The sequence below is a fragment of the Streptomyces sp. NBC_01261 genome, from assembly GCF_036226385.1.
GTDB lineage: Bacteria > Actinomycetota > Actinomycetes > Streptomycetales > Streptomycetaceae > Streptomyces.
In genome coordinates this window covers 10,198,382-10,220,980 of sequence record NZ_CP108463.1, presented here as the reverse complement: position 1 = coordinate 10,220,980, position 22,599 = coordinate 10,198,382, and the positions used below count along the sequence as shown (strand labels likewise).

The window sequence follows — 22,599 nt, the reverse complement described above, 5'->3', positions numbered from 1 at the left end:
CACGCGACTCAGCGGACGCGACCGAGGCAAGGGAATCCGCCAGCGCGAGCAAGCCGCCGGAAGCGGCCGACACAGCCCATGCGACCGACGCGGCTGGCTCCGCCGGCGAGGATGAATCGTCCGAGGCCACCGAGCCGACCAAGGTCCCCGGGTTTGCTGAATCCGCCGCACCCGCAAGCTCCGACGAGCCCGCTGAACCCGCTGAACCCGCTGAACCCGCTGAACCCGCTGAACCCGCGCAGTCTGCCGAGCACACACGATCCACCGAGGACGCGGAGCCTGCCGAGCCCGGAGAGCCCACTGAACCCACACGTTCCGCCAAGCCTGCCGAATCCGCCCAGCGCGCCGAGGCCGTAGAGCCCAGCAAGGTCGCGGAGTCCGCCGAGCAGGCCGATTCCGCCGTGCCTACCGGGTCCGACAAGTCCGCAGAGCCCGCTGAGACCGCGACGCCCAGCAACTCCTCAAGTTCCGGCGACGCCGCGGAATCCGCAGCCCTCACAGAGTCTGCCGAACTCGGCGAGACCGCAAAGACCGGCGCCCCCACAGACTCCGCAGCACCCGGCGAGACTGCAGACTCCGGCGCACCCACCGATACCGCTGACCCCGCTACCACCGCGAAGTCAGCCGCACCCGCCGAGACCACTGAGCCCGCGGGGTCGGCCGACTCGACCGACCCCGCCGAGCAATCCCCCCGACTCCCCCTCCGCGCAGGCTGGTTCGGCTGGCGCCGCCGCTTCCCCCGTACCTCACGCGCCGTAGGTGTAGGCACAAGCGTGCTGGCCGGAGCCCTGCTGCTCGTCGCGCTGGTCGTGCCCGACCGGCTCGATCGGATGACGTTTCAGTCGTTTCTCCGGCTGCCCGTAGAGCTGATCGTCCTCGCGGTCGTGCTGCTCGCGCTGCCGTCGCGGGCCCGGCGGGTCACCGCCGTCGTGCTGGGTGCGTTCGTCGGGTTGTCCACCGTGCTGAAGTGCCTCGACATGGGGTTCTACGAGACCCTGGCGCGGCCGTTCGACCTGGTCTTCGACTGGGTGCTGTTGAGCGACGCGGCGGACTGGATGAAGGACTCGTTCGGTCGCTCGGGCGAGGTGCTCTCGATCGTCGGTGTGATCGTGCTGCTGATCGCCGTGCTCGCGGGCAGCGCGCTCGCGATGGTGCGGCTGGCGGACGTGATGGCCAGGCACCGCCCCACGGCCGTACGCACCACGCTTGTCCTCGGTGTCGCGTGGATCATGTGCTTCACCCTGAGCGTGCAGGTCGGCGGAGTCACCCTCGCCACCAAGGGCTACAGCCAGTTCCTCAGCAACCGGGTGAAGTACGTGCGCGAAGGCCTGGGCGACGCCGACGTCTTCAAGAAGCAGCTCACCGTCGACGCCTTCGCGAAGACCCCGCCCAACCAACTGCTGACCGGACTGCGCGGCAAGGACGTGCTGTTCACCTTCATCGAGAGCTACGGCCGGGTCGCGCTCGACGACCCCACGATGGCACCGGAGATGGACAAGACGCTCACGGCGGGCGACGCCCGGCTGAAGGCGGCCGGCTTCTCGTCGCGCAGTGCGTGGCTCAGGTCGCCCGTGACGGGCGCCGGCAGCTGGCTCGCCCACTCGACGTTCCTGTCCGGTCTGTGGATCAAGAACCAGCAGCGGTACCGGACCGTGACGACCAGCACCCGCGCGACCCTCACCAGCTACTTCCAGAAGACGGGCGCCTGGCGCACGGTCGGCATCGTCCCCGGCGTGCGCAAGTCCTGGCCGGAGGGCAAGTACTTCGGCCTCGACAACATCTACGACTCCACCCATCTCGGCTACAACGGCCCGTACTTCAGCTGGACGCCGGTGCCGGACCAGTTCAGCCTGGAGTCGTTCGAGAAGCTGGAGTACGGCAAGAAGAACCGCGACCCGATCATGGCGGAGATCATCCTGGCGTCCAGCCACAACCCCTGGTCGCCCATCGCCCACACGATCCCCTGGAACCAGCTCGGCGATGGCACGATCTTCAACCAGATCAAGAAGGAGGGCACGAACCCGACGGAGGTCTGGAAGAGCGCGAAGCGCGTACGGACCGAGTACCGCAAGGCCATCCAGTACTCCGTGGACAGCCTGACCCAGTGGGTCCAGCGCTACGGCAACAAGAACACCGTGCTCGTCTTCCTCGGCGACCACCAGCCCGTCCCGACGGTCACCGGTGGCACCACCGACCGGGACGTGCCGATCACCATCGTCGCCCACGACCCGAAGGTGCTGGACAAGATCTCCAGCTGGGGCTGGACGGACGGCCTCAAGCCGGCCGACAGCGCACCGGTGCTGGGCATGGACAAGTTCCGGGACCGCTTCATGACGGCGTACGCGAAGTGACCTGCTCCCCCACGAGGAACGCCTCCACGACGACGAGGAACTCCTCCGGCCGGTTCTCGTCCACGAGATGCGCGGCGTCCACGGCCATCAGCCGCACGTCGGCGCCCTCGATCATCGCCCAGTCGAACGGCGACTCCCCCGCCGGGCGCGCCCCGGGCGGGCAGACACGCGACGGCGAGGGTGATGCCGTTCGCCTTGACGGCACGGATCCCGGTGTCCGTGCCGGGAACGTATCCGGTGGGCGGCCGAGTCATTCGGCTGCGCTGCCGAAGGGGGAGATCCCCCGCTCCCCCCTCCCGTCGAGAAACGCGGTGACCCGGTGCACGAACCACTCCGGGTCGTCGAGCCACGGGTAGTGCCCGGCACCCGGCTGGACCGCCAACTCCGCGTCGCGGAAGGCGTCGGCGGCGCGGCGGGCGAGGTCGGGCCGGGGGCCGCCGTCCAGTTCACCCGCGAGGACCAGGACGGGTGCGGGCAGGTCCGCGAGGGCGACCCGGGTGGCGGTCGGGTCGAAGGCGCCCTCGGAGAAGTACAGGTCGGCGGCCTCGTCGTTGCACTGCTCGTCGGCGAGCGCGGAGTGTTCCTCGGCTGCGGCATCCCAACTGCCGTAGAAGAAGGGCTCGAAGACCGGGTCGAAGTCCCCCGTGCCCGCGAGCCACGCCTCGAACGCCGGGTACGCGGCCCCGAACCACGGCTCGCCCTTCCGTAGCCGCGCTGCGGTGAGCCGGTCCTCGGGCGTGGCCGGCATGTCCAGTGCCCACGGGGTGGCCGTGACGAGGAGCAGCCTTGCGACTCGCTCGGGATACCGGGCCGCGTAGAGCATCGCGAGGCTGCCGCCCGCCGAGTGGGCGAGCAGGTCCATGTGGTCCAACCCCATGTGTGCGCGCAACACTTCCACGTCGTCGACGAGCCGGTCACAGCGGTACGACGTCCGGTCCGCCGGCACCGCGGAGTCGCCGGTGCCCCGCAGATCGAGCAGGATCAGCCGCCGATGTGCGGCCAGTCCACCCAGGTGGCCGAGGTATGCGGAGGCCCGCATAGGGCCTCCGGGCAGGACGACCAGCGGGTCGCCCTCGCCGTGGACGTGGTAGGCGAGTTCGGTGCCGTCGGTGGCGGTGAAGGTCGGCATGCGGTTGATCCTCACCGCCAACCGGGCCTCGCCGCAAGGCAGTTCCTCAGGTCCTCGTTTCCTCGGAGGGCGATGGGACGGTGGGCCGGCGCCGCGTCGACGATCTGCTCGGCGGAGGCGTTCGCGAGATCGGACGCCGGATGGAAGATCAGGTCCGAGGCCGCTGGACGCGTCACGTTCGCCGTGAAGAGCCGGAGGTGGTACTCGGCGTCCGTGTCCGCGGCGAGGATCCTGCGGACGACTTCGACTAGTTCGTCGCGGGTGACGTCGGGCACGCGCGGATACGCCGGGCGTGCGGCCTCCAGGGCGAACTCCTCCCGCGTCCGCGACCCGGCGCAGCCCAGGAAGGAGGCCGCCGGGCAGTCGTGCCCCGTCGCCTCGGCGAAGGCAGCCACCGCCTCTTCGGCGGCCACGCGATCGGCGCCGCAGAGGAGGGTCTCGACCCGGTCGATCTCGCGGCCGAGTTGCTCAACTCGCGCCAGGGGCACGGACGGTGGCAGGAGTTCCGGACGTAGATCCACGCGGACATTCTGCGGGGCGACGCGTCGAGAAAGTGGGGGCAGACCTCTTGCCTCGGTGGGTGGCGGGCTGGATTACTGATCCCACACACATCGACCGAATGATCGGTCGCCCGAAATAACACGTTTGATGGAAGGGTGCACTGATGGCGGACGCGGCCGAGTTCCTCGACTCGGGGGAACTGCTCGACCAACACGGCCTCAGGACAATGCAGTTGGAGCGGCTACGGGCGTCCCTCCGGCACGCCTACGCGAACGTGCCCTTCTACCGTCGGTCCTTCGACTCGGCCGGGATCCACCCGGACGACTGCCGCGCGCTCTCCGACCTCGCCCTCTTCCCGTTCACCACCAAGCTGGACCTGCGCGACAACTACCCGTACGGCATGTTCGCCGTCCCCGAGGACCGCATCCGCCGCATCCACGCGTCGAGCGGCACCACCGGACGCCCCACAGTGGTCGGCTACACGGAGAACGATGTTTCCATGTGGGCGGACGTGGTGGCCCGTTCCATCCGCGCCGCGGGCGGACGGCCCGGCGACAAGGTCCATGTGGCCTACGGCTATGGGCTGTTCACCGGTGGTCTGGGCGCCCACTATGGTGCCGAACGACTGGGCTGTACGGTCATCCCCGCGTCCGGCGGTATGACGGCCCGCCAGGTGCAGATCATCCAGGACTTCAAGCCCGAGATCATCATGGTCACCCCGTCCTACATGCTCACCCTCCTCGACGAGTTCGAGCGGCAGGGGATCGATCCACGCGGAACCTCTCTGCGGGTCGGCATCTTCGGTGCGGAGCCCTGGACCGAGCAGATGCGGCGGGAGATCGAGGAGCGGTTCGCCATCGACGCGGTCGACATCTACGGGCTGTCCGAGGTGATCGGTCCGGGTGTCGCGCAGGAGTGCGTGGAGACGAAGGACGGACTGCACATCTGGGAGGACCACTTCTTCCCGGAGGTCGTCGATCCGATCACCGGTGAAGTCCTGCCCCAGGGCCAGAAGGGCGAGTTGGTGTTCACCTCGCTCACCAAGGAGGCCATGCCGGTGATCCGTTACCGCACCCGGGACCTGACCCGCCTGCTCCCCGGCACCGCCCGACCGGCCTTCCGGCGCATGGAGAAGGTCACCGGCCGCAGTGACGACATGGTGATCCTGCGCGGGGTGAATCTCTTCCCCACCCAGATCGAGGAGATCGTCCTGCGCACCCCGGGCGTCGCGCCCCACTTCCAGCTCCGTCTCACCCGCGAGGGCCGCCTCGACGCCCTCACCGTGCGGGCCGAGGCCCGCCCCGGCGCCGGCCCCGAAACCCGGGACGCGGCGGCCCGCGCCATCACCACGGCCGTGAAGGACGGCATCGGCGTCTCCGTCGCGGTCGAGATCGTGGAACCGGAGTCACTGGAGCGCAGTGTGGGCAAGATCCGGCGGATCGTGGACCTGCGGACGCCCTGACGCAGCCCTCACCTCGGCCGTCACACACATCGACATTCTTCGAATCGTAGGTGTCGACCTATACTCCGGACCCATGGCGGAGACTGCGACCTCACCCGATCCCGACCTGGTCGGCGCGTTGCGGGCGCTGTCGAACCCGATGCGGTTCCAGCTCTTGCAGTGGCTGCGCGAGCCCGAGCGCCACTTCTCCCTGGAGGGCGCCATAGCCGACCCGGTCGAGGTGGGTGTGTGCGTGACCCACATACAGGCCCGGGCCGGGCTGGCCCAGTCGACGGTGTCGGCCTACATGGCGGAGCTCCAGCGGGCCGGCCTGGTGCGGGCGACGCGGGTCGGCAAGTGGACCCACTACCGGCGCGACGAGCAGCGCATCGCCCACCTGGTCGCCGAACTGGGACGCACCCTCTAGCCGACCACTCAACCCCGGTCGCCCACTGTGCACTTGTCGTCCGCCGTACACTTCCTCTCATATCGAGATTCTGCGATATTTCGATGCGTATCCATCGGCGTCGTTCGCGCGTCACACATGAGGGGTTGTTCCATGAGCGGTATCGAGGGCCTGGAGCTGGACACGTTCGGGATCTACACGTTCGACTTCGAGTACCAGCCGGCCGCGCTGATGCGCGAGTCGGTCCGGGGCCTTGAGGAGCAGGGGTGGCGGGCGTTGTGGATTCCCGAGCTTCTCGGTCGGGACGCGTTCACGCACGCCGGCTATCTGCTCTCCTGCACGGAGCGGATGCACATCGTCAACGGCATCGCCCGCATCACGTCGCGCGAGGCCCGGTGGACGTACGGCGCCGGCCTGCTCCTCGCCGACGCCTATCCGGACCGGCATGTGCTCGGCCTGGGACTCGGTGGGACACCGCGGCCTGGCACCAAGCCGCTGGCGGCCATGACCGAGTACCTCGACGCCATGGACGCCCTGGCCGAGGAGACGCCCAACCCCACGCCCCAAGCCCCGATGCGCCGCATCCTGGCCGCGTACGGGCCCAGGATGCTGGAGCTGGCACGCGACCGCACCGGCAGCGCGAAGACCTATCACGTCAACGTCCAACACACCGCTCAGGCAAGGGAGATCCTCGGTCCGGACGCCTTCCTGGCCGTGGAACACGCGGTGTTGTTCGAGTCGGACCCGGGCACGGCACGCGCGATCGCACGCGACCATCTGCACGGCTATCTCAACACCCCTTACAACATCGCGAAGTTCCGCCGCCTGGGCTACTCCGAGGAGGAGATCACCGGGGGCGGCAGCGACCGGCTCGTCGACGACTTCGTGTTCTGGGGCGACCTGGACACCATCGTGGGGAAGCTCCACGGCCATGTGAAGGCAGGCGCCGACCACGTCGCCGTACAGGTGATCGGGATCGAGCCGGGCCGGTCGGCGATGCCGTACTGGCGCGCGCTCGGGGAGGCGTTGCTGCCGGTGCGGTGAGGCGCGCCACGGGACACTTCTCCCGGCTCAGCCCAGCCCCAGCGGTTCCGCCAGGTTTCCGCCCAGCACCCGTTCTCGCACCTCGCCCGGACGCGTGACCCGTTCCACCGTCGTGCGCGCGACGACCGGGTCTCAGTAGGGAGCGTCCGAGCCGAAGAAGGTGCGGGTGGGGAGTTCGTGGACGGCGAGGCGGACGGCGAGGACGATGTTCGCGGTGGAGAGGTCGAGGTGGAGGTTCGGGATGGCGCGGGCCAGTTCGATCGCCAACATCCAGTGGGCCCCGGCCAGTTGGCTGATGATCAGCGGCACCTTCGGGTAGCGGGCGGCCAGTTGGGCGAGTGTGCGCAGGTCCTCGGCGGTGGTGGGCGCGGAGCCGTGGACGACGACCGGGAGTCCGGCATGGTCGTTGGCCGCCCGGAGCACCGGCTCGACGAGGGCCGCCCGGTTCGGGGGCGGGGTGAGTTCCCCGATGCCGTACAGCCCGCGGCCGGTCACGTCGCGCTCCACCCGGGCCGCGATCTCGGCGCCGGGGTGGCCGAGGGGGACGGAGCCGAAGCCGAGGAAGCGGTCGGGGTGTGCGGCGAGGGCCTCGTCCAACTCCCTTAGCGCCAGGGCGAATCCGTCGTCACCGGAATCACCGGCCAACGCCTGCTCCAGGGCGCCCATTTCCTCGTGGAGGGAGTCCAGGTCGGTGGCCCGTTCCGGGTGCGCGCGGGTGGGGAACAGGACCGTGCGGTGCTCACCCGCGTCGTCGAGTGACAACAGGTGGGCGCCCAGTGGGTCGTGGACATGGCTGTGGGCGTCGAGGATCATGTGTGTCTCCCTGAGCGGGCCGACCGCCCGGCGGAATGCCGGGGGCGGGAGCCAGTGTTGATCCCTGACATCGTTGGAAGGTCAAGTCGGAGAGGGGTACGCGCCGGTGCTGATCGGGGAGCCGGCCGAGCGGACGGGAACCAACGAGCGACTGCTGCGCCACTACGAGCGGGCGGGGCTGCTACGACCCGATCGGCTGCCCAACGGCTATAGGTAGTACGCCGATTCGGACACCGCCGCCGTGCTCCGTATCCGCGCACTCCTCGCGGCCGGGCTGCCCACCCGGGTCATCCGGCACGTACTTCCCTGCACCACGGACGAGGTCGACGTGCAGCCCTGCCCGGGTGTACTCGACGCCCTGCGTGCCCAGTTGAGCGACCTCGACCGCCGGGCCGCCGAACTCGCCGCGGCACGTGAGGTGTTGCGGGACACGATCGCGAACGCGGAATCGCGTATGGGCCCAACTCCCGCTTGACTACTCGACGGCACTCAGTCTGCGAGCCGCTCCCGCAACTCCCGCTTGAGGATCTTCCCACTGGCGTTGCGCGGCAGCTCGTCCACGAACACGACCCGCTTCGGCGCCTTGAAGTGAGGGAGCTTCTCCCGGGCGTGGTCGATGAGTTGGGCCTCGGTGACCTCGCCGCGCGACACTACGACCGCGGTGACGGCCTCGATCCAGCGGTCGTCGGGGAGGCCGATCACGGCGACCTCGGCGACGCCCTCGTGGGTGTAGAGCACGTCCTCGACCTGACGTGAAGCGACCAGTACGCCACCGGAGTTGATGACGTCCTTCACCCGGTCGACGACGGTGAAGAAGCCGTGCGCGTCCCGCACCGCCAGGTCGCCGGAGTGGAACCAGCCGTCACGGAAGGCGGCGGCGGTCTCCTCGGGCTTGTCCCAGTAGCCCTCGCACAACTGCGGTGAGCGGTAGACGACTTCACCGGACGTGCCGTCGGGAACGTCCTTGCCGTCCTCGTCGACCACGCGTGCGTCCACGAACAGGACGGGACGCCCACAGGAATCCAGTCGGCCCTTGTGCTCGTCGGGGCCCAGGACGGTGGCCAGCGGGCCGATCTCGCTCTGCCCGAAGCAATTGTAGAAGGCCAGCTTGGGGAGCCGCTCGCGCAACCGCTCCAGGACGGGCACCGGCATGATCGACGCGCCGTAGTACGCCTTGCGGAGGCCGCTCAGGTCGCGGGTCGCGAAGTCGGGGCGGTTCGCCAGGCCGATCCACACGGTGGGCGGGGCGAACAGGCTGTCCACGCGCCCGGCTTCGATGAGGTCGAAGAGCCGGTCGCCGTCGGGCGCGTCGAGGATGATGTTGGTCGCCCCGACCGCCAGGTACGGCAGCAGGAACACGTGCAGCTGCGCCGAGTGGTACAGCGGCAGCGAGTGCACCGGCCGGTCCCCCGCGCTCAGGTCCAGGGCGGTGATCGCGCTCAAGTACTCGTGCACCAGGGCCCGGTGGGTCATCATCGCGCCCTTGGGCAGCGCGGTCGTACCCGAGGTGTAGAGCAGCTGCACCAGGTCGTCGGTACGCGGCTCGGGCCCGTCGTACGGCGCCGCCGACGCGAGCCGGTCGAGCAGCGAGCCGTCCGCGTCCCGCAAGGGCAACGTGCTTACGCCGTCGGGGAGTTGACCGGCGAGATCCAGGTCGGTGAGCACCAGCGTGCTGCCGGACTGGCCGACGATGTACGCGAGGTCGTCGCCGGTGAGGTTCTGGTTGACCGGCACGTGCACGAGGCCCGCGCGGGCGCAGGCGAGGAAGCCGATCAGGTAGGCGTCGGAGTTGTGGCCGTAGGAACCGACCCGGTCGCCCGGTGCGAGGCCCTGGTCGAGCAGCACGGTCGCCGCGCGGGAGACGGCGTCGTCGAGTTCCTCGTACGTCCAGGAGCGCTCGCCGTAGTCCACCGCCACGCGTGCGGGAGTGCGCCGGGCACTGCGTCGCAGTACCCCGTCAACCGTGCTGCCGTGTCCGGGCGTCATGACACATGATCCTCGGGCCGCCACCCGGGCAGGTCAAGCGGGCTGGTCGGGCGGGCCCGCCCCACATGGGCCGAGACCACATGGCTCGGGACCACATGGCTCGGGACCACATGAGTCGGAGCCACATGGGTCCGGACCCCGCCCTGACCCCTCCAAGTGCCTAGGGCACTCACACAGGTCGCGTCCGCCCCTCCCAGTACGGGTCCCGCAGCCGCCGCTTGTACAGCTTGCCGTTGGGGTCGCGGGGCATCTCGGTGATGAAGTCGATGCTCTTGGGCCGTTTGTAGCCGGCGAGTTGCTCGGCGCAGTGGTCGAGGAGGGCGGTGGCGAGGGCCGGTCCTGGCTCGTGGCCGGGGGACGGTTCGACGACGGCCTTGACCTCCTCGCCCCACTCGTCGTGCGGGATGCCGAAGGCGGCGGCGTCGGCGACGGCGGGGTGGGCGAGGAGCGCGGACTCGATCTCGGCCGGGTAGATGTTCACGCCGCCCGAGATGATCATGTCGATCTTGCGGTCGCGGAGGAAGAGATAGCCGTCCTCGTCGAGAATGCCGAGGTCACCGACGGTGAAGAAGTCGCCGATGCGGTTCTTCTTCGTCTTGGCCTCGTCCTTGTGATAGGCGAAGCCGCCGGTGCTCATCTTCATGTACACGGTGCCGAGTTCACCGGGCGGGAGCCGGTTGCCGTCGTCGTCGAAGACCGCGAGTTCGCTGATGGGCCAGGCCTTGCCGACCGTGCCGGGCTTCTTCAGCCAGTCCTCGGCGGTCGCGAAGGCGCCACCGCCCTCGCTGGCCGCGTAGTACTCCTCCACGCTGTGGCCCCACCAGTCGATCATCGCCCGCTTCACATGGTCGGGGCAGGGCGCGGCCCCATGGATGGCGTGCCGCATGGACGAGACGTCGTAGCGCGCCCGTACGTCCTCGGGGAGGGCGAGGAGGCGGTGGAACTGGGTGGGGACCATATGGGTGTGGGTGCATTTCTCGCGGTCGATGAGGCGGAGCATCTCCTCCGGGGTCCACTTGTCCATCAGGACCAGGCGGTGCCCTATGTGCAGGCTGGCGCCCGCGAACTGGAGGACGGCCGTGTGGTAGAGCGGCGAGCAGACCAGGTGGACGTTGTCGTCGAACGGCTTGATGCCGAAGATGCCGAGGAACCCGCCGAGGTACGCCGACTCGGGCGGCTTGCCGGACAGCGGTCGGCGGATGCCGCGGGGGCGGCCGGTGGTGCCGGAGGTGTAGTTCATGACCCAGCCGAGCGTGCGGTCCGTGGGCGCCGACTCCGGTTGTCCGTCGAGGAGTTCGGTGTACGGCCGGAAGCTCTCGACCGTGCCGACCGCGTAGCGGTGGGTGGCGGGCAGGCCGGCCTCGTCGGCGGCCTGCCGGGCCGGCTCGGCGAACCGCTCGTGCGCGATGAGCACCTTGGCGCCGGAGTCGGCGACGATCCACGCGATCTCGGGTGCGACGAAGTGGTGGTTGACGGGGACGAGGTAGAACCCGGCCTGGCTGGCGGCCAGATGAGCCGTGAAGAACTCGACACCGTTGGGCAGCACGACCGCGAAGGCGTCGCCGCGTTCGAGCCCGGCGGCGCGCAGACCGTGCACGAGTTGATTGGTGGCGGCGTGCAGTCGTCCGGCCGTCCACACCTCGCCGTCGGGCGCGACGAGGACCTCCCGGTCGGGATCCTGAGCCGCCTGGGCCCAGAAACCGGCGGGGGGTGTGCTCACGCCCTGTGTGGCCGCGCTCTGTGTCGTAGCCGCCCGTGTGCTCACGCCCGGTGTCGTCGACGCCTGTGCGGCCGCGCTCTGTGTGGTCACCTCACGTGTGGTCTCGCCCCGTGTGGCCGCCCCACCAGTGGTGGCACCCGGTGTGCCAACGCCCTCCGTGCTCACGCCCTGTGTGGTAGGCGCCTGTGTGACCGCGCCCTGTGTCGTCTCCCTCTGTGTGGCCGCACCCTCGGGTGCCGCACCCCGTGTCGTCGCTCCCTCTGTGCCTGCTCCCTCTGTGCTCACGACTGGCCGCTCCTTCCGGCGATGCGGTTGATGCGGTCGACGGCGTGCTCGAAGCCGCGGGTGAGGTCGTCGAAGACGGCCTGGACACTGCGTTCGCTGTTCATGCGGCCGACGATCTGGCCGACGGGGGTGCCTAGCAGGGGGTCGATCTCGTACTTCTGGATGCGTGAGACGGCGTCGGCGACCAGCAGTCCCTGAAGGGGCATGGGGAGGGTGCCCGGACCGTCCGTGTCGTCCCAGGCGTCGGTCCACTCGGTGCGCAACTGGCGGGCCGGTTTCCCGGTCAGGGCACGGGAGCGGACGGTGTCGCCGGACCCGGCGGCGAGCAGTTTGCGGGTCAGGGCGGGCGAGTGCATATCCGCCTCTGTGGTGGTCAACCACATGGAGCCCAGCCACACACCCTGGGCACCGAGACTGAGCGCGGCGGCCACCTGCTGTCCACTGCCGATGCCGCCCGCGGCGAGCACCGGCAGCGGGTCGACGGCCTCGACGACCTCGGGCGTGAGCACCATGGAGGCGATCTCGCCGGTGTGTCCGCCCGCCTCGTAGCCCTGGGCCACGACGATGTCGATGCCGCCCTCCGCGTGCTTGCGGGCGTGCCGGGCGCTGCCCGCGAGCGCGGCGACGAGCACGTCGTGGTCGTGGGCGCGGGCGACGACGTCGGCGGGCGGGGAACCGAGGGCGTTGGCGAGCAGCTTGATCGGATAGTCGAAGGCGACGTCGAGCTGGTTGCGGGCGACCTGTTCCATCCACCCGGTGATGCGCCAGCCGGACACCTCGCCCTCGGCGAGTTCGGGGACGCCGTACTTGGCCAGGGTCTCGGTGACGAACTGCCGGTGCCCTTCCGGAATCATCGCCTCGACCTCGGCCTCGGTGACGCCCTCGACCTTCTTCGCCGGCATGACCACGTCGAGGCCATACGGCATCCCGTCGACGTGCGCCTCCAGCCAGTCGAGATCGTGCTTGAGGTCGTCGGGGGCGGTGTAGCGGACCGCGCCGAGCACGCCGAATCCGCCGGCCCGGCTGATGGCCGCGGCGACGGCGGGGAACGGCGTGAAGCCGAAAATGGCGTGCTCGACTCCCAGTTTCTTGCTCAACTCCGTCTGCATGGGCGCAGAATGCCGCAGTCCTCCGGACGACGGAAGGCCTTTTCTGATGCTCCGTCAGATTTTCCTGGAGCCGCGGGCCTACCGAACCCGCCGAGCCGTGAGCACCGGCTGGTGGAAGCCGCTGTCCCGCGGGTCGTGCCAACTGACCTCCGCGAAGCCCGCGTCGGCCACCGCGTCGCTCAACTCACGCCGTGTCAAAGCCCAGTACGCGGTACGCCGTACCCGCACCTCCCAGCCGTCGCCCTCGCTCGGGACGAGCTGGAAGTGCTCCAGGTCGTAGCGCGCGCCGTCCTCGTGCCAGTGCCACAACTGGAAGGTGACCACCCGGCCTTGGGCGCTCGTCGACACCTGCGGGGGCGCGGACGGGGGACGGGCGGCGCGGATCTCGTCGTAGTCCCGGATGCTCAGCACGAGGAGCCCGTCGTCGCGCAGGACCCGGCGCATGCCGACCAGGGCCGTGCGCACGTCGTCGGCGGTGAGCAGATGCGGCAGCGAGTTGTCGGCGCAGACGACGACGTCGAAGGCGCCCGCCCGGAACGGCAGCGCCCGCATGTCCGCCACGGCCACCGGAAGGCGGACGCCCCGGGCCGCGGCCTCTACGGCGGCCCGCGCGACAGCGGCCGGGCTCAGATCGCTCCCGACCACCTGGTGTCCGACGCCCGCCAGCCCGATCGCCTGTGTGCCTATCCCACATGAACAGTCCAGCACCTGGTGTGGCCCCGCGCCCAACCGATTCCGAACGACGCCGTCCAGCGCCGCCGCCTGGCGGGCCATGCTCGCGTCCCAGTCCGGGAAGATCCGGTGGTAGTCGGCGGCGAGCGCGTCGTAGAACTCCCGGACGGAGGACGTCACCCTCCCGCCTCCAGCACCGCCATCGCCGCGTTGTGCCCCGGCACCCCGCTCACGCCGCCGCCCCGCACCGCGCCCGCCCCGCACAACAGGACGTTCGCGTGCCGGGTCTCGACGCCCCAACGGCCGGTGTCGTCCTGGGCGTAGGGCCAGGTCAGTTCGCGGTGGAAGATGTTGCCGCCGGGGAGTCTGAGGTCGCGTTCGAGGTCGAGCGGGGTCTTCGCCTCGATGCAGGGGCGGCCGTCCGCGTCGGTGGCCAGACAGTCCGCGAGGGGTTCGGCGAGGTGGTGGTCCAACTGGGCCAGCGTCGCCTTCAACAGCTCGTCGCGTACGGCGTCGTTGTCCCGTTCGAACAGCCGCGCCGGGGTGTGCAGGCCGAAGAGAGTGAGGGTCTGGTAGCCGTCCTCGACGAGGTCCCGCCCGAGGATGCTCGGGTCGGTGAGCGAGTGGCAGTAGATCTCCGAGGGCGGCGCGGCGGGCAGCGAACCCGATGCGGCCTGGGCGTGTGCGGCGGCCAGTTGGTCGTAGCCCTCGGCGATGTGGAAGGTGCCGGCGAAGGCTTCGCGCGGGTCGACCGAGGTGTCGCGGAGCCGGGGCAGTCGCTTCAGCAGCATGTTCACCTTGAGCTGGGCGCCCTCGGCGGGGACGGGCGGCTCGTCGCCTGTGAGGGCGGCCAGTTGCTGCGGCGAGGCGCCGACGAGGACGTGCCGGGCGGCTACGGTTCCCTCCCCCTCGGCCGTGCGGTAGGTGATCTCGGCGGCGCGTCCGTCCGTGTCGATCCGTACGGCCTCGTGCCCGGTGGCGAGGACGGCGCCGGCGGTGCGCGCGGCGGTGGCCAGGGCGTCGGTGAGGGCGCCCATGCCGCCGACGGGGACGTCCCAGGCGCCGGTTCCGCCGCCGATCACGTGGTAGAGAAAGCAGCGGTTCTGGGCGAGCGTGGGGTCGTGGGCGTCGGCGAAGGTGCCGATGAGGGCGTCGGTGAGGACGACGCCCCGGACCAGGTCGTCGGCGAAGTTCTCCTCGATCGCGACACCGATCGGCTCCTCGAAGAGCATCCGCCAGGCGTCCTCGTCGTCGACGCGGCGGCGCAGTTCGTCGCGGGTGGGGAGCGGTTCGGTGAGCGTGGGGAAGACCCGCTGGGCGAGGCGGCCGGTCATGCCGTAGAGCCGCTGCCAGGCCGCGTACTCGCGGTCGCCGCCGGTCAGTCGGGCGAAGGCGTCCCGGGTGCGGCGCTCGCCGCCGCCGACGAGGAGGCCGGTGGGGCGTCCGTCGCGTTCGACGGGGGTGTAGGACGAGATGGTGCGGCCTCGGATGCGGAAGTCGAGGCCGAGGTCCCGCACGATCTTCTTGGGCAACAGGCTGACCAGGTACGAGTACCGCGACAACCGCGCGTCGACCCCGGCGAACGGGCGCGTCGACACGGCGGCGCCGCCGGTGCCGTCGAGGCGTTCCAGGACGAGCACGGAGCGCCCGGCCCGGGCCAGGTAGGCGGCGGCGACCAGGCCGTTGTGTCCACCGCCGACGATGACGGCGTCGTACGTCCGGTGTCCGGGTCCCTCGTGTGCAGGCATGGTTCTTCGTAACACGAGGTGATCTAGGTCGGCCAGGGGTGGGCGGGTTGCGCTCGGTGGCCGTGGGCGTATGTGGACCGGGTCGGGGCAGGCGTGGGCGGCCGCATCCGTGGGGGGCTTGGGCTTGCGGGTGCCCGCGCCCAGCGCCGGAGGGGCGGGCGCTCATGGGCGCTGACAGGCGGATGCGAACCGGGCCTGAGGCAGGCGCAGCCGTCCCGTCAGCGGGCGGAAGGGGGCGCGCGGTCCTCCACGAGCACGGCCGGGGGGAGGCGAGCGGTACCGGGCCCCTGCGCGCGGACCCGGACAGAACCGAAGACAAACACGGACGCCCCATCCGCAAGCAGACGGCGGCGCAGCCGTCGCGAACACAACCGGAGGGAGTCGCGCCATAACTGACACCTGCGCACGGACCCGGACAGGACCGAAAACAGACGCGGGCGTCCCATCCGCAGGCAGACGGCGGCGCAGCCGTCCGCGAGCACGGCCGGAGGGAGGCGAGCGGTACCGGGCCCCTGCGCACGGACCCGGACAGAACCGAAGACAAACACGGACGCCCCATCCGCAAGCAGACGGCGGCGCAGCCGTCGCGAACACAACCGGAGGGAGTCGCGCCATAACTGACACCTGCGCACGGACCCGGACAGGACCGAAAACAGACGCGGGCGTCCCATCCGCAGGCGGACGGCGGCGCAGCCGTCGCGAACACAACCGGAGAAAGTGGAGCCGTAACTGACACCTGCGCACGGACCCGGACAGGGTCAGAGGCAGACGCGGCCGTTTCGGTCGGCAGCCGGGGTTGTCCGCGTCTGCGGCCGGAGTTGGTGGCGCGGCTCTCAGTGCCCGCCGGCCGCCCGACCCTGCCTGAGTACCGCCACCCGGCGGTACAGCTCGACCGCCTCGGCGTTGCGGCCGAGTTGTTCCAGGCAGTGGGCCTCGTCGTTGCGGCTGGCGAGGGTGTCGGGGTGGTCCGGGCCCAGGACGCGTTCGCGGGCGGCGGCCACCCGGCGGTACTCGGTGAGGGCGTCGGCCCAGCGGCCCAGCCAGCCGAGGCCTACGGCGACCTCGCGGCGGCTGACCAGGGTGTCGGTGTGGTCGGCGCCGAGGACGCGCTCGCGGATGGCGCACACGTCGCGGGACTCGGCGAGTGCCTCCTCCCAACGGCCGAGGCGCCCGAGGTTGACGCCGAGGCCGTGGCGGGCGCGGAGGGTCTCGGGGTGGGCGGGGCCGTGGACGCGGGTACGGTCGTCGATCAGGTCGCGGTAGAGCTTGAGGGCGTCGGCGCTGCGGCCGAGCCGCCCGAGGCTGATGCCGATCTCGTAGCGGGCGGCGAGCGTGTCGGCGTGGTCGGGGCCGAGTGCTTGCGCGCGGGCCTCGGCCACCTCGCCGTAGGTGTGCAGGGCCTCGGGCCAACGCCCCAACTGGCCCAGTGCGTAAGCCACTTCATATCGCGTGACCAGGGTGTCGGGATGACCGGGACCCAGCACGCGGGCGCGGGCGGCGGCGACCTCGCAGGCCATGCGGTACGAGTCCTCCAGGCGGCCGAGCCGGCTGAGGTTGAAGGCGAGGTTGTGACGGCAGCGCAGGGTGTCCGGGTGGTCGGGGCCCATCGTGCGTTCCCGGGCGGCGAGCACGGACGTGTACACCTGGTGTGCGTCGAAGTGACGGCCCAACTGCCCCAGCACGTAAGCCATTTCCTGCCGGGCGGCGAGCGTGTCGGCATGGTCGGCGCCCAACGCCCGTTCCCTGGCGCCGGCGACGTGCGTGTACTCGTGCAGGGCGTCGGCGGCGCGGCCGGTACGGCTGAGGGTGAAGCCGAGTTCGTACTGGCTGGCGAGGGTGTCGGGATGGTCCGGGCCCAGCAGGTGCCGTCGTTCGGCGGCGACCGCGCGGTGTACCTCGCCGGCCTCCGCCCAGCGGCCCAACCTCCCCAGGCTCAGGCCCGCGTTGTGGCGTCCGGCAAGGGAGTTGAGGGTCTCCAGGGACGGCGCGGACGACGACTCCGGTGCGGATTCCTCCGCGTGGCCGCTGGTCGGGCGGGCGATCCATTCACCGGTGAGTCCGGCTCCGGCGTCCGGCGGGGTGGTGCGCAGTCCGGCGCCGGTGGCCTTGTGCCCGGTGGTCATCCCGCGCGTCCAGGACGGCAGACGCGCCTCACGGGAGACCGGCTCGGACACGGGCTCGGACACCGGCTCGGAAACGGCTTCGGACGGGCGCAGTTGGGGCTGCGGGGTCACAACGGTCGGCACGTACAGGGGTGTCGTACGGCCCATGGTGATCCGGCGGCCCAACTCGCGGGCGTCATGGGGACGTTGCTCCGGGAGCTTGGCGAGCAGGTCGAGGATGACCTTCTCCAGGTACTCGGGCACTTCGGCACGCTCGGCGCGCGGCGGCCGGGGCGCGGTGTCGCGGTGGCCGATGAGGATCGCCCAAGCGTCGCCAAGGTCGAACGGCGGTGCCCCGGTGGTGAGTTCGTACAGCACGCAGCCGAAGGAGTAGAGGTCGCTGCGCTGGTCGACCTCCGTGCCGCTGATCTGTTCCGGCGACATGTAGTGCGGGGTGCCCATCGCGATGCCGGTGCCGGTCAGCCGCGAGGTGAAGCCGATGTCGGCGCCGAGCCGCGCGATGCCGAAGTCACAGATCTTCACCGTTCCGTCGGTCAGCCGCATGATGTTCGCGGGCTTCAAGTCCCGGTGCACGATGCCCTGTTGGTGGGTGTAGGCGAGGGCGGAGGCGACCTGCTCCGCGATGTCGACGACATCACCGACGGGCAACGGCCGCTGCTCGTTGTCCTCCAGGAGCTGGCAGAGGTTCCGGCCGTCGAGCAGTTCCATCACCAGATAGAGGACCCCGTCCGCCTCACCGAAGTCATGGACGACGGTCACCCCGCGGTGCTGCAACGCGGCGGCCACCCGGGCCTCCCGCCGGAACCGCTCGCGCAGGACCCGGGTGAACGACTGGTCGTGGTGCGGGTTCAGCGGCTTGAGGCACTTCACGGCGACCTGCCGCCCCAGCGACTCGTCCCGCGCCCGCCACACCTCGCCCATGCCACCGCGCCCGATCAGATCGAGCAGGCGGTAGCGACCCTGGATCAGTCTGCTGTCCCCCATCTCCCGCGTTCGCCCCCGTCGGTGTTCGTCCCGCCCTCCCCTGGCTCGTCCAGTATGGCGAGCGATCGTCCGACTTTGTACGGGGGCGTGCCCGAGCCGACCCGAGCCGTGACACGGCACACAGGATGCGCGTGGGCGGTTGGTGCCGGAGCACATGTGCGGGTACGCAGTGCAACAGGGTGCCTGTGGTGGGCAGTTGCCGGGGGACGGTGGCGGGCACGGGGACCGGTCCGCCGTAGAGCTGATGGGCGTACGACGGCCGGCAGGCTTGCGGCAAGTGCGTCACGCGCCGTCGGAGCACCTCGCGCGCCGGGAAGAGGAGGGGACAGCGGGGCAGAGCGTCGCACCACCTGCGGATCCACTGGGACCGAAGGCACTTTCCAGGCGAAGAAGCCCATCGGACCCTATCTCCGTGTCCACATTCAGGAAGGGCGGCGGGGTCTGCGAATGTAAAGCCTTTCGATCCCCGTCGAAGTGATTGACGCTTCCGGACGTCTCGGCAAATGGTTTCTCCTCAGATGGACTCGAAATCGTGGGGAGAATCTTGTGACCGAGTGGATATTGGCATTCGACGCGGACTGCCGATTCTGTGAGGAAGTGGTGGATCGGGTTCGCGTGTCCGTCGACGGCACGTTGACCACCGCGGGACTCACGGAACCCCGTATTCGCGACCTGCGCGTGCGTGCCCTGGGGGAAGGGGCCGAATGGGCCCCGACCCTGTTGTCGGTCGACGGCGACCAGGTGCGGGCCTGGACCGGGACCGCGCTGTCCCTCCGCCTGGCGCGGCTGCTGGGGCCCTCGGACTCACTGCGAGTGGTACGTGCGCTCCGCGACCTCGACGTGCTGCGGCCTCCGAGCCGTCGCGGAATCCTCAAGGCCGTCCCGGGGCTGGCTCTGGGAACGTTCCTCGTCACCGGCGGCCTGGCGGCCTCACCCGCGCAGGCGGTGACCCGCGCCAAAGGCAGTAAGGCGTCGCGATGGGTGAAGGCCAACCTCGACCGACTGCCCTCCGGCTACTCCGAGTTCGCCTCCTACCCCGCGGACTATCGGCGTGCCATTTACGGCGCGCTGCCCGCCTCGGCTCGGAGTGATCTGTGGGTGGCGCACTTCGCGGCCTACCGGAAGACACACCCCGGTCTGTCGGCCGAGCAGTCCGCCGTGCTGGACGACGCGACGCGGTCGGCACCGCAGATCATCGCGGGGCGCCGGCAAGAAGCAGCCGCCGAAGGGCTGGAGACGGCGACTGTGGCGGCGTTCGGCGAGACCGAGGCGCGGGCGATTCTCAGGACGCTGGGCCCCGCCGACACACAAGGTGCCGACACACAGGGTGTGGCGCCTCGGAGCGATCAGAGCACCCAGGTTCTCGACTGCAATTCCCAGTGCGCGGGGAGCGGCAGTTGCGACACCGTGTGCTACGCCTCACCGTTCTACTGCAACTGGACCAATCACGGCTGCGGTCCACTGTGGCTGGGACCGTGCAGCGGGTTCTGCATATAAGGCCACCCCTGCTCGGCGCTCGCGCCTTCCTGTGGCGGTGCACGACCCGGGCTACCGCCGCACCCTGGGCATCCCCAGCCCGATCCACGAGATGATCTCCCGCTGGATCTCGTTGTTGCCGCCACCGAAGGTGAAGATGACGGCGGAGCGGTAGCCCCGCTCCAACTCGCCGTGCAGGACGACGCCCGCCGAGCCCTCCTTCAGGGCGCCCGCCGCGGCGACGATCTCCATCAGCCAGGCGTACGCGTCGCGTCGCGCCTCCGAGCCGTAGACCTTGACGGCGGAGGCGTCCTGGGGGGTGAGGGTGCCTTCCTCGACGGCGTTCACCATCTGCCAGTTGAGGAGTTTCATCGCGTCGAGCCTGGCGTAGGTACGGGCGAGGAGGCGGCGGACCCAGGGGAGGTCGACGACGCGGCGGCCGTCGGCGAGTTTGGTCTCCATGGCCCAGTGCTGGACGTCGTGCAGGGCGCGGATCGCCATGGTGCCGTGGGCGGCGAGGGTGACGCGTTCGTGGTTGAGCTGGTTGGTGATCAGGCGCCAGCCCTGGTTCTCCTTGCCGACGCGACGGGTGACGGGGACGCGGATGTTCTCGTAGTAGCTCGCCGTGGTGTCGTGCGAGGCGAGGGTGTTGATCACCGTGCAGGAGTAGCCGGGGTCGGCGGTCGGCACCAGGAGCATGGTGATGCCCTTGTGCGGCGGGGCGTCGGGGTCGGTGCGGACGGCGAGCCAGACCCAGTCGGCGGTGTCGCCGTTGGTCGTCCAGATCTTCTGGCCGTCGACGACGTACTCGTCGCCGTCCCGTACGGCGCGGGTCTTGAGCGCTGCCAGGTCGGTGCCGGCCTCGGGCTCGCTGTAGCCGATCGCGAAGTCGATCTCGCCGGCGAGGATCTTCGGGAGGAAGTACGCCTTCTGTTCGTCGGTGCCGAACCGCATGATCGTCGGTCCGACGGTGTTCAGCGCCATCAGCGGCAGCGGTACGCCCGCCTGCGCGGCCTCGTCGAAGAAGATGAACTGCTCCATCGGCGACAGCCCGCGCCCGCCGTACTCCTCGGGCCAGCCGACGCCGAGCCAGCCGTCCGTGCCGAGCCGGCGGATGGTCTCGCGGTAGAAGCGCTTCTGGGCGGCCGGGTCGTCGTAGCGCGAGTAGGCATGGTCGGGCACCAACTCGGCGAAGTAGGCGCGCAGTTCGGTGCGCAGCCGCTGCTGCTCGGGCGTGTATTCGAGATGCACGGCGCCTCCAGGCTCCCCAAGGCCGGTCCTGACGGCGCACACCGTAGAACGTGTTCCAGAAATAGGGAATGGCGAGGCGGCAATGCCCCTGAAGGAAGCGGCGATGATCCTGAAGAGGCCGTAGGCGCGCGGCAGTTCAGCGTGGCCAGAGACGTCAGTTGCGGGTCGCCGCGGACGTCAGTCGAGGGTCGCCGCGGACGTCAGGTCAGCGTGGCCATGAACTCCGTGCACGCCCGCGCGCAGTCCCGGCACGCCTCCGCGTCCGCCTCGGCGCCCGGTTGCGCGTCGAAGACCTGCGCGCACTCCAGGCAGACGAGCAGGCACCACTTGGCCTGGAGGCGCAGGGCGGGCTCGTCCTGGAGGTTCTGCTCGGCCAGCATCCGGCAGGTCGCGTCGCACACCTCCGCGCACAGCAGTGCCTTGCGTCGTACGAGTGCCTCGTGGTCGCCGGCGTCCGGATCGGAGCGGCTGACGCGCAGCACACAGGCCCGCGCACACTTGGTGCAGGCCTGTGCGCAGGCGAAGCGGTCCTCCAGGAAACGGACGAGTTCCTGTTGCGTGGTCATCGCTGTCACACAGTCCGGGTTGCCGCTGCCGTCCGGCACAAACCCGGCGGAGCAGGCATCCGGAGCAGGCATCCGGAGCGGGCATCCGGGGTGCGCGCTCCCCCGCCGGTCAGTACGGTGCTGTCCAGGTGTTCGACCTTGGACACGAGGAACCGCGCACGTCACCGAGGGGTTGAGGCGGCATGGCCGGCAAGAAGGCGGCAAAGCTGCCGCGCGAGAAGTACGAGACCGAACTGCTGCGTCTGCAGACGGAGTTGGTGAAGCTCCAGGAGTGGGTGCGGGCCGAGGGCACCCGGCTGGTCGTGATCTTCGAGGGACGGGACGCGGCGGGCAAGGGCGGCACCATCAAGCGTGTCTCCGAGCATCTCAACCCGCGTGTCGCCCGGATCGCCGCCCTGCCGAAGCCGACCGACCGCCAGCGCACCCAGTGGTACTTCCAGCGGTACGTCGAGCATCTGCCGGCCGCCGGCGAGATCGTCCTGTTCGACCGCAGCTGGTACAACCGGGCAGGTGTCGAGCACGTGATGGGCTTCTGCACCAAGGAGGAGTACCAGCTGTTCCTGCGCCAGTGCCCCATCTTCGAGCGGATGCTGGTCGAGGACGGGATCGTGCTGCGCAAGTACTGGTTCTCGGTGAGCGACGACGTCCAGGAGGAGCGCTTCCGCCGCCGACTGGACGATCCCCTGCGCCGCTGGAAACTGTCGCCGATGGACCTGGAGTCCCTCACCCACTGGGAGGCCTACTCCCGGGCCAAGGACGAGATGCTGGTGCACACCGACATCTCCGAGGCCCCGTGGTACGTGGTCGAGAGCGACGACAAGCGCCGGGCCCGCCTGAACATGATCGCCCATCTGCTCGGCTCCCTCCCTTACCACGAGGTGTCGCCCCCGGTCCTCGAACTCCCGCCCCGCCCGCCGTCCACCGGCTACGAACGCCCCCCGCGCGACCTGCAGACCTTCGTCCCGGACCACGCGGCGAGCCTCTGAGCGGGTCG

Annotated in this window: 20 protein-coding genes; 8 read left to right on the top strand and 12 right to left on the bottom strand. The window is 70.2% G+C overall.

Annotated features, from left to right (window positions below; translation table 11 throughout):
* Nucleotides 1-401: 401 nt before the first annotated feature.
* Nucleotides 402-2,351, top strand: a complete 1,950-nt coding sequence (locus OG226_RS45350) for a sulfatase (protein WP_443066960.1) — start codon at nt 402-404, stop codon at nt 2,349-2,351.
* On the opposite strand, the gene OG226_RS45345 is transcribed toward OG226_RS45350, so the two are convergent.
* Genes OG226_RS45345 through OG226_RS45335 form a run of 3 tightly spaced genes read right to left on the bottom strand, consistent with a single transcriptional unit; the run spans nt 2,329 to nt 4,001 of the window.
* Complete coding sequence (locus tag OG226_RS45345; protein ID WP_329352396.1) at nt 2,329-2,556, bottom strand: hypothetical protein; 228 nt, start codon at nt 2,554-2,556, stop codon at nt 2,329-2,331. The two genes, OG226_RS45350 and OG226_RS45345, sit on opposite strands and share 23 nt — an antisense overlap.
* 45 nt (nt 2,557-2,601) lie before the next feature.
* On the bottom strand, nt 2,602-3,480 hold the full coding sequence (locus OG226_RS45340; RefSeq protein ID WP_329352395.1) for an alpha/beta fold hydrolase: 879 nt from the start codon (nt 3,478-3,480) through the stop codon (nt 2,602-2,604).
* An 11-nt stretch (nt 3,481-3,491) separates the two neighbouring features.
* Nucleotides 3,492-4,001, bottom strand: a complete 510-nt coding sequence (locus tag OG226_RS45335; RefSeq protein WP_329352393.1) for a hypothetical protein — start codon at nt 3,999-4,001, stop codon at nt 3,492-3,494.
* A 143-nt stretch (nt 4,002-4,144) separates the two neighbouring features.
* Between OG226_RS45335 and paaK the strand changes: the two genes are divergently transcribed.
* The 3 genes from paaK (at nt 4,145) to OG226_RS45320 (ending at nt 6,872) form a co-directional block, all read left to right on the top strand.
* Nucleotides 4,145-5,443: a phenylacetate--CoA ligase PaaK gene (paaK, locus tag OG226_RS45330; RefSeq protein WP_329352391.1), complete on the top strand. Its 1,299-nt coding sequence runs from the start codon at nt 4,145-4,147 to the stop codon at nt 5,441-5,443.
* 73 nt (nt 5,444-5,516) lie between these two features.
* Complete coding sequence (locus tag OG226_RS45325; protein ID WP_329352389.1) at nt 5,517-5,849, top strand: ArsR/SmtB family transcription factor; 333 nt, start codon at nt 5,517-5,519, stop codon at nt 5,847-5,849.
* A gap of 132 nt (nt 5,850-5,981) precedes the next feature.
* Nucleotides 5,982-6,872 (top strand): TIGR03620 family F420-dependent LLM class oxidoreductase, encoded by an 891-nt coding sequence (locus tag OG226_RS45320; RefSeq protein WP_328685339.1) that lies wholly within the window; start codon nt 5,982-5,984, stop codon nt 6,870-6,872.
* Between the two features lie 132 nt (nt 6,873-7,004).
* On the opposite strand, the gene OG226_RS45315 is transcribed toward OG226_RS45320, so the two are convergent.
* Nucleotides 7,005-7,685: an amidohydrolase family protein gene (locus tag OG226_RS45315; RefSeq protein WP_329352388.1), complete on the bottom strand. Its 681-nt coding sequence runs from the start codon at nt 7,683-7,685 to the stop codon at nt 7,005-7,007.
* A 106-nt stretch (nt 7,686-7,791) separates the two neighbouring features.
* Between OG226_RS45315 and OG226_RS51750 the strand changes: the two genes are divergently transcribed.
* Nucleotides 7,792-7,902, top strand: a complete 111-nt coding sequence (locus tag OG226_RS51750; RefSeq protein WP_443066959.1) for a MerR family DNA-binding transcriptional regulator — start codon at nt 7,792-7,794, stop codon at nt 7,900-7,902.
* A gap of 24 nt (nt 7,903-7,926) precedes the next feature.
* Nucleotides 7,927-8,160, top strand: a complete 234-nt coding sequence (locus OG226_RS51745; protein WP_443066958.1) for a MerR family DNA-binding protein — start codon at nt 7,927-7,929, stop codon at nt 8,158-8,160.
* A 14-nt stretch (nt 8,161-8,174) separates the two neighbouring features.
* On the opposite strand, the gene OG226_RS45305 is transcribed toward OG226_RS51745, so the two are convergent.
* From OG226_RS45305 to OG226_RS45280, 6 genes are all read right to left on the bottom strand, one after another.
* Entirely contained in the window at nt 8,175-9,671 is a 1,497-nt protein-coding gene (locus tag OG226_RS45305) for an acyl-CoA synthetase (RefSeq protein ID WP_329352387.1), read from the bottom strand.
* Between the two features lie 169 nt (nt 9,672-9,840).
* The gene (locus OG226_RS45300; RefSeq protein WP_329353705.1) at nt 9,841-11,391 is read right to left on the bottom strand and encodes an acyl-CoA synthetase; all 1,551 of its coding nucleotides are present in this window, start codon (nt 11,389-11,391) and stop codon (nt 9,841-9,843) included.
* A gap of 281 nt (nt 11,392-11,672) precedes the next feature.
* Nucleotides 11,673-12,785: an NAD(P)H-dependent flavin oxidoreductase gene (locus tag OG226_RS45295; protein ID WP_329352386.1), complete on the bottom strand. Its 1,113-nt coding sequence runs from the start codon at nt 12,783-12,785 to the stop codon at nt 11,673-11,675.
* 78 nt (nt 12,786-12,863) lie between these two features.
* Nucleotides 12,864-13,637, bottom strand: a complete 774-nt coding sequence (locus tag OG226_RS45290) for a class I SAM-dependent methyltransferase (RefSeq protein ID WP_329352384.1) — start codon at nt 13,635-13,637, stop codon at nt 12,864-12,866.
* The gene (locus tag OG226_RS45285; protein WP_328685333.1) at nt 13,634-15,205 is read right to left on the bottom strand and encodes a phytoene desaturase family protein; all 1,572 of its coding nucleotides are present in this window, start codon (nt 15,203-15,205) and stop codon (nt 13,634-13,636) included. Before OG226_RS45285 ends, OG226_RS45290 begins: the two co-directional genes overlap by 4 nt.
* An 833-nt stretch (nt 15,206-16,038) precedes the next feature.
* Entirely contained in the window at nt 16,039-18,312 is a 2,274-nt protein-coding gene (locus OG226_RS45280) for a serine/threonine-protein kinase (RefSeq protein ID WP_328685332.1), read from the bottom strand.
* Nucleotides 18,313-18,927: 615 nt separating this feature from the next.
* Here OG226_RS45280 and OG226_RS45275 point away from each other — a divergent pair.
* Entirely contained in the window at nt 18,928-19,809 is an 882-nt protein-coding gene (locus OG226_RS45275) for a bacteriocin fulvocin C-related protein (protein ID WP_328685331.1), read from the top strand.
* A gap of 51 nt (nt 19,810-19,860) precedes the next feature.
* Here the strand turns inward: OG226_RS45275 and OG226_RS45270 are convergent, their stop codons facing one another.
* Nucleotides 19,861-21,039 carry an acyl-CoA dehydrogenase family protein gene (locus OG226_RS45270; protein WP_328685330.1) on the bottom strand — a complete coding sequence of 393 codons (1,179 nt, stop codon included), beginning with the start codon at nt 21,037-21,039 and terminating at the stop codon, nt 19,861-19,863.
* Nucleotides 21,040-21,239: 200 nt separating this feature from the next.
* Entirely contained in the window at nt 21,240-21,605 is a 366-nt protein-coding gene (locus tag OG226_RS45265) for a ferredoxin (RefSeq protein WP_328685329.1), read from the bottom strand.
* Between the two features lie 182 nt (nt 21,606-21,787).
* On the opposite strand from OG226_RS45265, the gene ppk2 reads away from it, so the two are divergent.
* Nucleotides 21,788-22,591 (top strand): polyphosphate kinase 2, encoded by an 804-nt coding sequence (ppk2, locus tag OG226_RS45260; RefSeq protein ID WP_328685328.1) that lies wholly within the window; start codon nt 21,788-21,790, stop codon nt 22,589-22,591.
* Nucleotides 22,592-22,599 lie beyond the last annotated feature (8 nt).